This window comes from Paenirhodobacter sp. (assembly GCF_047600745.1).
GTDB lineage: Bacteria > Pseudomonadota > Alphaproteobacteria > Rhodobacterales > Rhodobacteraceae > Rhodobacter.
The window spans coordinates 195057-208457 of record NZ_JASGKI010000003.1 but is presented as its reverse complement, the minus strand read 5'-3'; the positions used below and the strand labels follow the sequence as shown (position 1 = coordinate 208457).

The window sequence follows — 13401 nt, the reverse complement described above, 5'->3', positions numbered from 1 at the left end:
GATCTCGGCGGTGCCGAGGGTGGTTGTATCAGTTCATGCCCGGATCGAACGAGACCGAGAGCGATCCCCGGCGTCGTAGCAACGCATTATACTCTGACCAGTTGGTCGTGCGGTAGCGGCTACGAGATGGCGATGGCATGCGGCATCAGTTAACATGCCTGATTCAAAGGGTGAACCCGCATCACCGATAAGTGCGACATGAATAACGGCCGCATGCGCAAGAGGGTTCTGGGTCTTTCTGGCGCTCCGTCGGGTGCGGCCATCGTTGCGCCGCCGACCCGTATGGTGTTCGCGGATCATGTCCCGAGTCAACGCTGCGTGCACGAAGGCATCCTGTTGCAGGCTGGCTCCTATGATCCCGTCGACCGTCGCGCCAAGCCGCTCCCTGCCCTCTTGTGCTCCGACCTCGACGGCTTGCGCCGCCGTGGCCGGAGCCTTGTAGACGTCCCCTCGCCTGAAGGCCCAGACGATCCGCGCCGTTCGCGATGAGCTTGAACCCGTGGCACTTCATCGCTCACTCCTCGCCAGCGCGACCCGCACCCGCATGGGTGGCGATGGCATCGGCGGGCAGGCCGCTCCGGGTCCTCGATGATCGCAATCAGCCGGGCCGCGTTGCCAGCACCCTGCGGCACGATCTGACCGACCTCGCCCAAATCATTGATCGCCTGTGTGCGCTGCCGGATCAGAAGTTCCCGGATGCGGAAGACCATCGCCGGCCCCTGGGTCTGCTCACTCTTTACGGGCACGAAGCGCATAGTTGGGTGCGCTGCCGCTTCGCGAGACGGGCATCGGCCATGTTTCTTATGGCGCTTGACGAACGGTTTGGCATCGGCAGGCGGGATCAGCCGCACCTCGTGCCCGAGCTTGCCAAGCTCGCGGCCCCGGAAATGCGCGACAACGCAGCTCGGCTGCTGGCTGAAAAACGGCAGAACCTGATCCCGCCTCAGTTTCTTGCGAAAAAGAACACGCCCCACGGCATCAGCCCCGTGCGCCTGAAACACATTCTTCGCCAGATCGAGCCCGACAGTGATAATCGCCAACATGACCGCTCTCCCATGTGGACCCTCCCTGACCAAAGATCCCGTCGGGGGGGGCACAGCAGCAAGGCGAAGCCCCCGACGATGAACCCGACGCCGCGCATCGCCTGAACTGCCTCAACGACCGGTGCGAGGCTCCAGCTCGGCAGACGGGTGCAATCTGCCCTTTCAGGCGCCCGACCCGCGCCTCGGCATCCGCGGCGGCATTGATGTAATCGTGGAAGACCTGCCGGATGCGTGAACCGCACCATTGCCAGCCAGCGCCGATAGGCAACGGTCCAGCCCTTTTTCCCGGGACAGATCCGACCGCGGCGCAACAGGAAGCCCTGAAGGTGCTGGGCGGCCCGCATCGGCGTCGAACATGCCCGCACAAGATCGCGCATCGCCTCATGGGCGGCATCCGGACCGCCGTCAACTCACCGGCACGGTGGAGCTTTGCCAGCATCGCGGCAGCCGATCACCCGTCTTTATCGGGATCAGCGAGAGCGCCACCACGATACCGTCGTGCCTCATCTCGACACGCTGGCGGTGCAGGCCATATCCGCAGGGACCCGTCTCATGGCAAAAATGCAGCTGCGCCCCCAAAGCCCCCAGCTTCTCAATTAGTTTGCGGATCTGATCTGGGCGGTGCGGCACCGTCCCCGTGACGGACCTCGCCACCCCGTTTGCCCCACGCAACCGCGACTAGGATCGTCGCCGTGGGCATCCAGCCCGATGAACGTGCAATGTTCCATTCGGTCTCCGCCCCATTCCTGAGTCAGGTCTGAACAACGCGTTTATGCCGCGCAGGGTTTGCAAAGAGAGCTGTCAGCAACCACGATGATGGAGAGTATGAGTCGGATGACGAGGGACGCAATGGCCCTGAGATGGGTCAGGATTTTGCGGATGTTGTGGCCGCAGGCACAGAGAACGGCGAAGACCGCATCGCCGATACGGCCTTTCAGGGGGCATCTGGCAAGGCGTCCGTCCATCTTCATGTGACCGATCTCGGGCTCGATGGCGCTGCGCCGTTTCAGGAGTTTGGCCAGTAATGGCGTTAGGCCGCGCCGCTGGCCGCTGATCAGGACCTTGGTGCTGTTCACGCCGTGGCCGCGATAGCCGCGGTCGACGACGACGAGATCGGGCACCTGGTCGGTCAGGATGGCGACCTGTTCCAGCGCCGGCGCCAGGGTGTGACCATCATAGGGATTGCCCGCGAAGCTGCGGGCGCCGACGGCGAACCCACTGTCGAGGGTGGTGGCGAGGCTGACCTTGGTGCCGAATTCGTAGCGCACACGGGCCTTGCCCTTTGAGATGCAGTCGACCTCGGGCTCATGCAGGGAATAGAGCTTGTCGCGGCTCTTCGGCCCCTGTTCCAGCAGGCGCCCGACCAGCCAGAGCGCGTCCAGAACCTTCTCGTGCAGGGGGCCTTGCGGGATGTCCTGCAGGTGACGGCGCAGATCGCGGCGCACCCGGCCGACATACCCCCTGAGCCGGCGCAGCGCCTTGCGCATGCGTTTGAACTGGCGGGCATGGGCGTAGCGCCCGACCTGGATGGCCAGCCGCGGTGCAAGACGGGCATAGCTCTGGCGCAGATCGATCCCGGCCTTCTTCGCCAAGCCGACCAGCAGGGCCCGGGCCCGCTCGTAAAGCCGGGCATCCGTAGGATGGGCGATGTTCTTTTCCATCACGGTGGTATCGACCGCCACCCGCTTCAGCGCCTTGTCCGTGATCGTCCCAGAATTGCGGCCTGCTTCGATCGTCTTGGTCAGCAGCCATTCGACGCCTTCTTCACCGATCCTCTTGCGCCAGCGCACCAGTGATGAGGGATCGATCGGCGGGCGGTGCTGAAAGAAGGTCTCACCGGTGAAATGCTGATAGTAGGGGTTCTCCACCCAACGGGCGACCACCGCCTCGTCCGACAGCTTGAAGGCGTGCTGCAGATACATCAGCCCGGCGATCAGGCGTGGCGAGGTCGCCGGACGGCCTGTCTTCGAGGGGAAGAACCCGGCCCATTCCCGCTCGAAGAACTCCCAGTCGATCAGGGCGGCGAGCTTCACCAATTCGTGGCGGGCATCGATTATGTCCACCAGCCTGGGGCGCAGGAGATCATTCTGTTCGGGGGCGCGGGAATGGGGCTTCATGGGCGATCGGAATTTGCAGGGTTTCTGGGGCCAGATTACGAAACCTTGCAATCTGATGCCAACAAAACAGCAATATAACAACGCAAAATCAATGTGTTCCGCGTTGTTCAGAGCCGACTCCTGAGGCTCGGCGCCAGCCAATCCAGCGCAGCCCTCGAACGGAGAATGCCGCGGGAGAGACCACCAACCCAGTCAGCTCATTCCGCGATCATAGGGTCTAATCTGTCGAAATGTAGGATTGTATTGATTCCAGCCAGGTGCGTTGCGATGGAAGGCTGTTTATTAACCAATCCATCATGTGCAGATTAAAAATTTCTCTGGCAACCTCCACGTTCACAAAATTCTTACCAAACTCGACCGCGCTATCAAAACTAATCAGACAGGCCGGATCATCCTCAAGAAGGATGAAAAAACCATCGCATTACGGCAATATTACAAAAAATCTGTAACATTTGTTCGTTCATTTATCTCCATCAGTTATTTATAAGAGAACTTATCTGTTGCAAGGCAGTAGTAGTCACTCAAAGAGCGAATGGCTAAAATATACCCCCCGTCGCGTTTCCTATTTTCCACTCAACGGCATCCTCCAGATTTGATAAAAACCCATATTCTCCTATCCGATTGTGCACCGGGAAAGCGCCAAAGAGCGCGACGTTAACCCGAGATTTTTTGGAAGAATTTGTCGCCCTAGGTTGCCATCTCCAATTTGAGTTCTGGACATAACAAAGTCCATGACACTGTGACTTTCGTCGTCCGCGCAGTCTTTTAATCCGATATTGTTGAGCGAATTTCCTGGCTTCAACAAGGGGGCGTGGTTAGTCATGATCTGATATCCTACCTTGTTGAGAACTTTTAATTGCGCTCTTCATACCTTTTAAGGAACATCTGATCAACGGCTTCGGCTGCGCCGAGATGGCCGCCTGCCTGCCTGGACAGGTCGAGGACGGGCTCGCAGCGTCTGGTTTTCTGGTTTCACGACGGCCGTCACAGCCGTTTTGTGGGTTTCAGGCAGGCTCATCCTCATGCCAGCAACCTCCTTCGCACCATGAACAGGTTGCCGAGCGCGAACAGCGTAAAGAGTTGGGCGCGGTTCTTGGCGAGGCCTCGATAACGGGTCTTCAGGTGACCGAACTGACGCTTGATGATCCGGAAGGGATGTTCGACCTTGGCCCTGACCATCGCGATGATGCGGTTGATCCGTGTGTCGATGGGATGCAGGTCGCTGCCTTTCGGCGCCTTGCGCATCACACCCCAGACTTTGCCTGGACCCTTGAAGGCCGCCTCGCGCTCGGCGCTGACATAGCCCTTGTCCGCCCAGACCGAGGTTTCCTCGCCGTGCAGCAACTCGTCCCAGACCTGACTGTCGTGCAACCTGGCCGTCGAGGTCTCAAGGCTGTGGGTCACGCCGCTGTCCACATCCACGCCGATGTGGGCTTTCATGCCGAAATACCAATCGTTGCCCTTCTTGGTGGACGACATCTCGGGGTCGCGCGCCCTGGCCTTGTTCTTGGTGGAGGATGGCGCGTCGATGATCGTCGCATCGACCAACGTGCCCGAGCGCAGCGTGATGCCCTTGTCGGCCAAATGCGCGTTCACGTCGGCGAAGATCGCCTCCGTCAGCCCGTGCCGCTCCAGAAAGTGGCGAAAGTTGAGGATCGTGGTCTCGTCCGGGATGCGGTCATCCCCCAGCTCGATCCCGGCGAAGCGGCGCATCGCCTCGCTGTCATACAGCGTCTCTTCGGCCATCGGGTCGCTCAGCGCATACCAGTTCTGAAGGAAATACACCCGCAGCATCGTCTCCAGCGGCATCGGCGGGCGCCCGCCCTGCGGTCCGGCTTTCGGATAGTGCGGCTCGATCAACCCGATCAGCCGCCCCCAGGGCACGACCGCGTCCATCTCCGCCAGGAACAGTTCCCGCCGCGTCACCTTCTTCTTCATCGCATCGCGCAAGCCGGGAAGGGCAGGCTGTTTCGGCATCGCCGGGCTCCTTGTCACATCCCGGAAATTCTATCAGATCACGCCGAAATGAGCAGGTTTTCAGACCTTCCTGAAAAAGAAAGAATTCTTCTGCGCTTTTTGATGCAGGGGCATCCACAGTGAAATCAACGTCCATTTTATCTATTTGAAAGATGGATCCCGAATAGAATTCAGCGCAAAATTCCTCTGATAGATCTTCATCCAAAGGCTCTGTTTCTGACGCAAGGTAATATTTTACGGTGAATGTGTGATTGGTATAGAATATGGAAACCCCACGCATGTTTTTGCTTACGGTCCCCGAAAGGCAAATAACTGCCCACACAATCATTTTATCTGGTATTTCCATTTCTCATCCACCTCGTTGTCACTTTCTGCACCGTTGTCATCCTGCCGCTTTTGATGTTCGCGATCCTTTGCATTTCTAACAGCGTCCTCACCTGCTGGTACGACATGTGACCCGCGCTTTCCAATTGGATCACCGCGAGGCGTCTCGCCCACCTTATCGAATTCCCCTCTTATGGCTCCACCAAACAAATCATGAGGGTTCACTTCAGAATCAATAGGACTGCGATGTGGATCAAAGTCATTATGACCGGGCCGATGTTTTCCTTGGGCGCCCTCATTTATTTCTGGATTTATCACCTTAGTTTCGTTAATATTCCGCGATTCAATCCCAATAATTGACATTATTGATCTTAATTTTTCCTGTTCCAACTCCGATCCCATATAGGCCGCAATAGTCCGCCCGGCAATGGCGACAAACTCGTCAACCGGACCAGCAAATACATCATCTGCAACAAACCAATTCCCCTTGGGATCTCTCAGGTTCACCGGATCATTGAAGCTGTAAGCATACCTGTTCGTCCCAACGCTCGGCCTCATGATATCGAGCCAGTCGGGCTGGAGGAAGAGGCTGAGTTCGGGGTCGTAGTAGCGGGCGTTGAGGTATTGCAACCCGGAATCAGCATCGTAGCGTTCGCCGATCCAGCCCCTGCTTTCCGGTTCGGTGATCGCGGGCGATCGCCAGTTGGTCTGTTCGCCGAACGGCCGATAGACCGCGCTCTCCGCCTTGGTCCCCATCAGTGATGGCGCGGGCCGGACCCAGATGGTCGCGGTGCAGGTAGCTCGCCTGGGCCGGCTGATTTCCATTTGTCAGCTTGACCACAGGATCCGGGTAGGTCGTCACCGCCTCCTGTCCCACAAGGCCCCGGTTGCGGATCTCGACGTCGCCGAAATAGACTGTCGCCGCGGCATTGGCAGTCAGCGCCGCGCAATTCTGATTGGCGGCAAGACTTTCGACTTTTTTCAACCGCACCCCGCCAACGCCATAGACATAACAGGTGCGCTGGCCATTGGTCCGCATTCCACCGGCGCGATCATAGCTGAACACCTGGCTATGCGCAACCTGACTGCGGGTATTGGTCGAACTCAGGAGCCGTCCGGCATAATCGTAGACAAACGCGAATGAACCCGCCCGATCGGAAGTGACACCTTCCCAGGTGAAGCCAGTATCATGAGTGGAAATCCGACCTGTGGCTGAGCGTGTGTAAGCTGCGCGGAAGATCTTGTCATTGGCCGCATCAAATCCGTTCATTTCGATGACCCAGCCGCGGCGGCTGTCATGACTAGCTGTCTGATATGCCCCGTTACCGAAATCCATTCTCTGCGGGTTTCCCCAGACATTATATTTCACATTGGTGATGAAATTTCCAAGAGAAGGTCTTGTCTCGGAAATGGCGGAAAGTGAACGTGGCGTAATCTCCGGGTGGACTGACACCCACCCAATGGAAGTCAGCAAGGACCACCAATGCCATCGAGCGTCTGAATGCGGAATTCGGCCGCCGCATCAAGACCCAGACCATGCTGCTCTGGACTCTCCTGGCGTCAGGGCAGATCCAGATGCGAAAGGTCGACGGATGAGAAATCCTCTCTCAATCACTCGCGCCGATGTCCCTTGACCTCGCGGCCTGACTGAAGCCAACATTACATGCCCGCAGCCCACTGCTCGGCAATTTCCGCCACACTCGCGATACGACCCGTATCTGACGTTTGCTGGTCTCCCATAAAGAGGAGATCAGGGCCATCTGGCGGGCCGCACCGCTGCATGAAGCTCACAAGTTTGCAGTTGTCGATGCCGACGCCTTTAGTCGCGCGCGGCGCGACAATCTCCGCCGCAGGCATCAGGTCTTTGCTTTCGCAACCTGATCCGGAAGCCGATGAGGCGGTAGAAAAGGTCGCCGAAAATCTCCGAAATCTATGGCGCATCAGTGAGCTGCTCGGCATTGATGATCTTCAGCCTGGGCGGGTTTTCAAGGCCTGCCTGCGCCTGATCGCGAAGGGCGATCTATAGGCTGATCAGATTATGGCTGATCTCAACTGGTCGGCGATGCGGGACATGACGCTTGCAGAGTATTTGTCCCACATAGAAGCGGTTCGCGCTGAAGACCCTCGGGATACCAAGGACTTTGATCTGCGCTTGGCGTGTATCCGTAACGCACGTTTCGAAACACTCCGGCGGGGCGCGATCGAGCGCAACATCCCGCGACCCTTTCAGAGGCTCAACCGCCAGTCGCTGGAACGGGATCGTTCGAGCGGATCGAGAAGAGCGTCGCCGCCTTCGGCTGGCAGATGGTGCGGGTAAAATACGGCGCACTGCAACGCGCGGCCTTTACCAAACCGGGCGCGACTGGATCGACCGCAGCCCGAATCAGGACTATTCCGCCCTGACCTATATGGGCGGTGCGAAATGGCGCACGCGGCTGATTGAGGATCTGGGCGATCAGGGCGCCGTTTCCGCGTTGATCGAACGGCGCTCGGATGATGAACTGGCGGCGCTGATGGGGCACCTCGGCGGGAACTCCGTCGAGACCTTCGCCGCGATCGACCATGACCGCCCGACCTGCTTCCTTGCCTATACGGTGAAGGGCTGGGGCACGCTGATCGCTGGGCGCAAGGACAACCACGGCGGGCTGATGACCGAGGCGCAATCAGACGCATGGCAGGTCCGGTTGGGTGTGCCGAAGGGCGCAGAATGGGACCCTTTCGCCGACGTGCGCGCCTTTCCGGCGCAGGCGCTGTTCTTCGCCCGCGGCACCGGGCGCCATCAAGATGCGTGGATCGCCTGCCGCACGACAGTATCCAGGACGCAATCCGCACCATCGGCGACGGGATCATTTCCTACAACAGCCGGCGCCCTCCTCAGGCGCTCGCAATGCGCACGCTTGAGGAACCACTCAGAATAGCCGCTTGGTGTCGATTGCTATAGGTTTCTGTTTTATACTAGCAGATTGAGTGATTTACGCAGGCCATGATCAAATGATACGAGCGATATTTCTGGCTGAGCGCACAACAGATGCGACGGCTTCAGCCGTTTTCCCCCCGCGCCAGGTTTGCGAAATTGGTGGTCAGACGCGTGCCATTGGCGGGGGTGTAATTCTCGGCGAAACGAAGGGTCTTGATTATGAAAGTGAAATCTCTGGTCATCGCAGTCTGCCCTCCTGGCTTCCGAGGTGATTTTCGTTCGGGTGACGCGCCAATACGGGGCGTCGGTGCGGACTATATGCCCGAACACAGACATGATAAATAATGATATTATTTCAGGAAGGTCTGAAAACCTGCTCATTTCGGCGTGATCTGATAGAATTTCCGGGATGTGACAAGGAGCCCGGCGATGCCGAAACAGCCTGCCCTTCCCGGCTTGCGCGATGCGATGAAGAAGAAGGTGACGCGGCGGGAACTGTTCCTGGCGGAGATGGACGCGGTCGTGCCCTGGGGGCGGCTGATCGGGTTGATCGAGCCGCACTATCCGAAAGCCGGACCGCAGGGCGGGCGCCCGCCGATGCCGCTGGAGACGATGCTGCGGGTGTATTTCCTTCAGAACTGGTATGCGCTGAGCGACCCGATGGCCGAAGAGACGCTGTATGACAGCGAGGCGATGCGCCGCTTCGCCGGGATCGAGCTGGGGGATGACCGCATCCCGGACGAGACCACGATCCTCAACTTTCGCCACTTTCTGGAGCGGCACGGGCTGACGGAGGCGATCTTCGCCGACGTGAACGCGCATTTGGCCGACAAGGGCATCACGCTGCGCTCGGGCACGTTGGTCGATGCGACGATCATCGACGCGCCATCCTCCACCAAGAACAAGGCCAGGGCGCGCGACCCCGAGATGTCGTCCACCAAGAAGGGCAACGATTGGTATTTCGGCATGAAAGCCCACATCGGCGTGGATGTGGACAGCGGCGTGACCCACAGCCTTGAGACCTCGACGGCCAGGTTGCACGACAGTCAGGTCTGGGACGAGTTGCTGCACGGCGAGGAAACCTCGGTCTGGGCGGACAAGGGCTATGTCAGCGCCGAGCGCGAGGCGGCCTTCAAGGGTCCAGGCAAAGTCTGGGGTGTGATGCGCAAGGCGCCGAAAGGCAGCGACCTGCATCCCATCGACACACGGATCAACCGCATCATCGCGATGGTCAGGGCCAAGGTCGAACATCCCTTCCGGATCATCAAGCGTCAGTTCGGTCACCTGAAGACCCGTTATCGAGGCCTCGCCAAGAACCGCGCCCAACTCTTTACGCTGTTCGCGCTCGGCAACCTGTTCATGGTGCGAAGGAGGTTGCTGGCATGAGGATGAGCCTGCCTGAAACCCACAAAACGGCTGTGACGGCCGTCGTGAAACCAGAAAACCAGACGCTGCGAGCCCGTCCTCGACCTGTCCAGGCAGGCAGGCGGCCATCTCGGCGCAGCCGAAGCCGTTGATCAGATGTTCCTTCAGTAAAATATGATAAAATGTCATGTTCAAGCGCTGAGAAGCCCAGCACAACCAATTCAAATCACGCCATTTTTCGCAAGATTGATGAATCCGCTCAGGTAGGGGGCAGGTTCGCCCGCGCGATGCCCCAGATGGATGGATTTCGTGATCCCTTCGCCAAGCCGCAAACCCTTCACTCCACGGGCCCCAAACAAAAGCCAATCGGGCGTTGCACTGACCGCGCGCCCCGAGGCCACCAGCCGCAACATCAGATCGGTTGTTTCCACCGTGCGATGCCGGCGCGGCAGGGCATGGGCCGGGACAAGAAAGCGCGTATAAATATCCAGCCTCTCGCGGGAAATGGGATAGGTGATCAGCGTCTCGCCCGCCAGATCCTCGGGCTCGGCCCGGTGCTTTTGCGCCAAGGGATGGGTTTCGGCCACGGCCAGAACCAATTCGTAATCGAAAACGGGTGTATATTGGAGCCCGGGGCGCTCTATCGGATCCGGGGTAACAAGAATATCTATTTCATGACTCAAAAGCGCGGCCAGCCCGCCGAACTGAAATGCCGTGGTCACATCCAGTTCGACATCGGGCCATTCCGCCAGAAACGGATCAGCCAATCCTGGCATTCCATTCCCACCCGGATCGCGCCGCCCGTGCGCATAATCCTCAAGCACCATCGCGCCCTGCTCAAGCGCCAGCGGAGATATTCTCCGGTCGGCGTCAGGCGCGGCTTGTGGCCTTCACGCTCCCACAGCTTGACGCCATGACGCTCTTCGAACCGCCGGATCGCATGGCTGACCGCTGATTGCGTCAGGTTCAGCTTGTCGGCGGCTTGGGTCAGGCTGCCCGTCCGGTCAATCTCGCGCAGAATGGCCAGAGGTTGGATATCAATCGCGGGCATGACCTGTCACATGGTGCCGTCATGACCGCCCATGAACACCGATTCAATGCCGGGTTTGGCTGGCCCCCGGCGGCGGGCCGTCATAGCATCAAGCCGAATGAACGAAGGCCACCCATGTCCGCGAAACTCGAAATCACCACCGGTCCGGCACCGCGCAACCTGCTTGCTTCGGCATCCTTTGAAGTGACCCCGAAAACCTGGCACAAATTCCGGACTTCCCAGCCCGAAGCCGCCTCCGGGATCGCCGCGGGGACGAAGGTGTTCATCGCGCATATCGCGGGAACCCCGATCGACCAGATGGTCGGGACGGCGCGCGCGTTGCGGATGCTTGGTCTGGAGCCGGTTCCGCATCTGCCCGCGCGGCTGATCGAGGACGGGCCCCATCTGCACGACATCCTTTCCGCCTATCGCGGCGAGGCGGGTGTGTCCTCTGCGCTGGTCATCGCGGGTGGGGTAAAGGCTCCGGCGGGCGCATTCGCGTCTTCGATGGACCTGATGGCCACGGGGATGTTCGACCGCCTCGGCTTTGCGGAAATCGTCTTTGCCGGCCACCCGGAGGGCAGCCGTGACATCGACCCGGACGGCGGCACCGCTCAGGCCAATGCGGCTTTGCGCTGGAAACAGGATTGGCGCAACCGCAGCGGCATGCGGGCCGCCCTGCTGACCCAGTTCCTCTTTGCAAGCGCGCCTGCTCTCGATTGGGCGCGGCGCCAGCGCGATGCAGGGGTCGATCTGCCGATCACCATCGGCCTTGCGGGGCCGACACGCCTTGCGGAACTGATCCGCTATGGGATCAGTTGTGGTGTCGGGCCCTCTCTGGCCGTTCTGCAACGCAGGGCCCCGGATTTCCGGAAATTCCTGCGCCCGATCACGCCCGAGGACATCGCGGCCGATCTGGCGGCGGCCGCCGATCCAACCGGCGCCCCCCTGATCGCGGGGGTGCATATCTTCCCGTTCGGAGGTCTGGCCGATTTTCTGGACTGGCAGGCCAAAGCCATCTCCTCCGATCCGGCACGATAGCGGCATGCAATCTTTTGCCCTCGGCGCAGCGATTGACGGCAAGACCGTTTACCGATCCCGGTCATATGCCCGCTGATGAACATCGCAGCGCCACCGCCCTTGCGGTGACACCGCAACCGCCGGGCGCAGCCCGCTGTGGCCCGGATCCGGCAGATGCGGGCACCTCACAGGGCGACAGGCCGACCTCGACAGCCAATCCCCCGACCGCTAAACACGCCCTGAAGGGTGGCGGGAGGAGCTGAAATGGTCGCGGCACTCGTGGCGGTGACGATCGCGCTGTGGGCATCGGGCAGGTTCCCCGAATATCTGACAGCCCTGATCTTCTTTGCGGCCGCCATGATCCTCGGCGTGGCGCCGGCATCGGTGATCTTCTCGGGCTTCGCCTCGGCGGCATTCTGGCTGATCCTCAGCGGTTACGTCATCGGCATCGCCATCACCCGGACGGGCCTTGCCGCCCGGGTCGCGCGGCTGCTGGCCTCGCGCCTGACGCGCTCCTATCCAAGGCTGGTGTTCGGCACCGTCGCGCTGACCTATGCGCTCGCCTTCGTCATGCCGTCCAACATGGGACGGATCGCCCTGCTGATGCCGATCATCCTCGCGCTCGCCGACAGCGCGGGCCTGCGGGACGGGCGGCCCGGCCGTATCGGGCTGGCGCTGGCCGTGGGGTTCGGCACGTTCCAGCTCTCGGCCTCCATCCTGCCGGCCAATGTGCCCAACCTCGTCATGTCCGGGACGATCGAGGCCACCTATGGGCTGCACCTTGCCTACCTGCCGTATCTGCTGCTGAACGCGCCGGTGCTGGGCCTGCTCAAGGGGGTCGCCCTCGCGCTGTGCATCCTTGTGCTGTTTCCGGACAGGGTTGAGGGCGTCGTCGCGGCCGAGCCGCCGACACCGCTGAGCGCCCCGGAAATCCGGCTCGCGATCCTGCTGCTGGTCACGCTCGCGCTGTGGATCACGGATTCGCTGCATGGCATGGCGCCCGCCTGGGTCGGCCTCGCGGCGGCCTGCCTGTGCCTTCTGCCGCGTATAGGTTTCGTGACCGCCGAAGAGTTCGGCACCCAGGTCAACCACCGCACCGCGATCTATGTCGCGGCGATCCTCGGCCTCGCGGCGCTGGTTGCGGAAAGCGGCCTCGGCACGACCATCGGAACGGCCCTCCTGCGCCATGCGCCGCTTTCCGCCGACGCCCCGTTCACCAGTTTCGCGACGATCACCGGCCTGACCACCCTGCTCAATTTCGTGGTCACGGCGAATGGCGTGCCGGCCATCTTCACCCCGCTGGCGCAAGCCCTCGCCGATGGGACGGGCTTTCCGCTGATGACCGTGCTGATGATCCAGATCATCGGATTCGCGACCCCGATCCTGCCTTATCAATCCGCGCCGATCGTTGTCGCGATGGGAATGGCCCGCGTTCCACTCGGCGCGGCGATACGGCTGTGTCTGCTGCTGTCGGCGATCACCTTCGCCGTTCTGGTGCCGATCCAGTATCTCTGGGCCGGATGGCTCGGGGCGCTTTGACGGGGCATGCGCTCTTTCCCTCGCCCCCGTCCCCCGTCTATCATGCGCGCGGAATGAAACGCCGAGGAA

11 protein-coding genes and 4 pseudogenes are annotated in these 13401 nt (G+C 60.5%); 6 read left to right on the top strand and 9 right to left on the bottom strand.

Annotated elements, in window-relative coordinates:
- Window positions 1-34 precede the first annotated feature (34 nt).
- The 6 genes and pseudogenes from QM789_RS07580 to QM789_RS07555 form a co-directional block, all read right to left on the bottom strand.
- A pseudogene (locus tag QM789_RS07580) lies at window positions 35-139 on the bottom strand (IS5/IS1182 family transposase); the annotation flags it as partial.
- A 408-nt stretch (window positions 140-547) separates the two neighbouring features.
- Window positions 548-1043 (bottom strand): annotated as a pseudogene (locus QM789_RS07575) (IS110 family transposase); the annotation flags it as partial.
- A 770-nt stretch (window positions 1044-1813) separates the two neighbouring features.
- Complete coding sequence (locus QM789_RS07570) at window positions 1814-3160, bottom strand: IS5 family transposase (protein WP_420351339.1); 1347 nt, start codon at window positions 3158-3160, stop codon at window positions 1814-1816.
- A gap of 1020 nt (window positions 3161-4180) precedes the next feature.
- On the bottom strand, window positions 4181-5137 hold the full coding sequence (locus tag QM789_RS07565; protein WP_420351334.1) for an IS5 family transposase: 957 nt from the start codon (window positions 5135-5137) through the stop codon (window positions 4181-4183).
- A 324-nt stretch (window positions 5138-5461) separates the two neighbouring features.
- Window positions 5462-6217 (bottom strand): RHS repeat-associated core domain-containing protein, encoded by a 756-nt coding sequence (locus QM789_RS07560; RefSeq protein ID WP_420351338.1) that lies wholly within the window; start codon window positions 6215-6217, stop codon window positions 5462-5464.
- Window positions 6099-6797, bottom strand: a complete 699-nt coding sequence (locus QM789_RS07555; protein ID WP_420351337.1) for a hypothetical protein — start codon at window positions 6795-6797, stop codon at window positions 6099-6101. Before QM789_RS07555 ends, QM789_RS07560 begins: the two co-directional genes overlap by 119 nt.
- Before the next feature lie 110 nt (window positions 6798-6907).
- Between QM789_RS07555 and QM789_RS07550 the strand changes: the two are divergent.
- From QM789_RS07550 to QM789_RS07540, 3 genes and pseudogenes are all read left to right on the top strand, one after another.
- Window positions 6908-7057: pseudogene (locus QM789_RS07550) on the top strand (IS256 family transposase); the annotation flags it as partial.
- Between the two features lie 184 nt (window positions 7058-7241).
- On the top strand, window positions 7242-7487 hold the full coding sequence (locus QM789_RS07545) for a hypothetical protein (RefSeq protein ID WP_420351336.1): 246 nt from the start codon (window positions 7242-7244) through the stop codon (window positions 7485-7487).
- Between the two features lie 230 nt (window positions 7488-7717).
- Window positions 7718-8250: pseudogene (locus QM789_RS07540) on the top strand (transketolase); the annotation flags it as partial.
- Between the two features lie 250 nt (window positions 8251-8500).
- On the opposite strand, the gene QM789_RS07535 reads toward QM789_RS07540, so the two are convergent.
- Window positions 8501-8620 (bottom strand): putative oxygenase MesX, encoded by a 120-nt coding sequence (locus QM789_RS07535; protein ID WP_420351335.1) that lies wholly within the window; start codon window positions 8618-8620, stop codon window positions 8501-8503.
- Window positions 8621-8807: 187 nt separating this feature from the next.
- Between QM789_RS07535 and QM789_RS07530 the strand changes: the two genes are divergently transcribed.
- Complete coding sequence (locus tag QM789_RS07530; protein ID WP_420351334.1) at window positions 8808-9764, top strand: IS5 family transposase; 957 nt, start codon at window positions 8808-8810, stop codon at window positions 9762-9764.
- A gap of 200 nt (window positions 9765-9964) precedes the next feature.
- Here the strand turns inward: QM789_RS07530 and QM789_RS07525 are convergent, their stop codons facing one another.
- Together QM789_RS07525 and QM789_RS07520 are read right to left on the bottom strand one after the other, a co-directional pair.
- Window positions 9965-10510 carry a LysR substrate-binding domain-containing protein gene (locus tag QM789_RS07525; protein ID WP_420351333.1) on the bottom strand — a complete coding sequence of 182 codons (546 nt, stop codon included), beginning with the start codon at window positions 10508-10510 and terminating at the stop codon, window positions 9965-9967.
- Complete coding sequence (locus QM789_RS07520) at window positions 10462-10794, bottom strand: LysR family transcriptional regulator (protein WP_420351332.1); 333 nt, start codon at window positions 10792-10794, stop codon at window positions 10462-10464. Before QM789_RS07520 ends, QM789_RS07525 begins: the two co-directional genes overlap by 49 nt.
- Window positions 10795-10908: 114 nt before the next feature.
- Here QM789_RS07520 and QM789_RS07515 point away from each other — a divergent pair, with 114 nt between their 5' ends.
- Window positions 10909-11814, top strand: a complete 906-nt coding sequence (locus tag QM789_RS07515) for a methylenetetrahydrofolate reductase (protein ID WP_420351331.1) — start codon at window positions 10909-10911, stop codon at window positions 11812-11814.
- Window positions 11815-12057: 243 nt separating this feature from the next.
- A complete protein-coding gene (locus QM789_RS07510) occupies window positions 12058-13332 on the top strand; it encodes an SLC13 family permease (RefSeq protein WP_420351330.1) in 1275 nt (424 codons plus the stop codon).
- The last annotated feature ends 69 nt before the right edge of the window (window positions 13333-13401 follow it).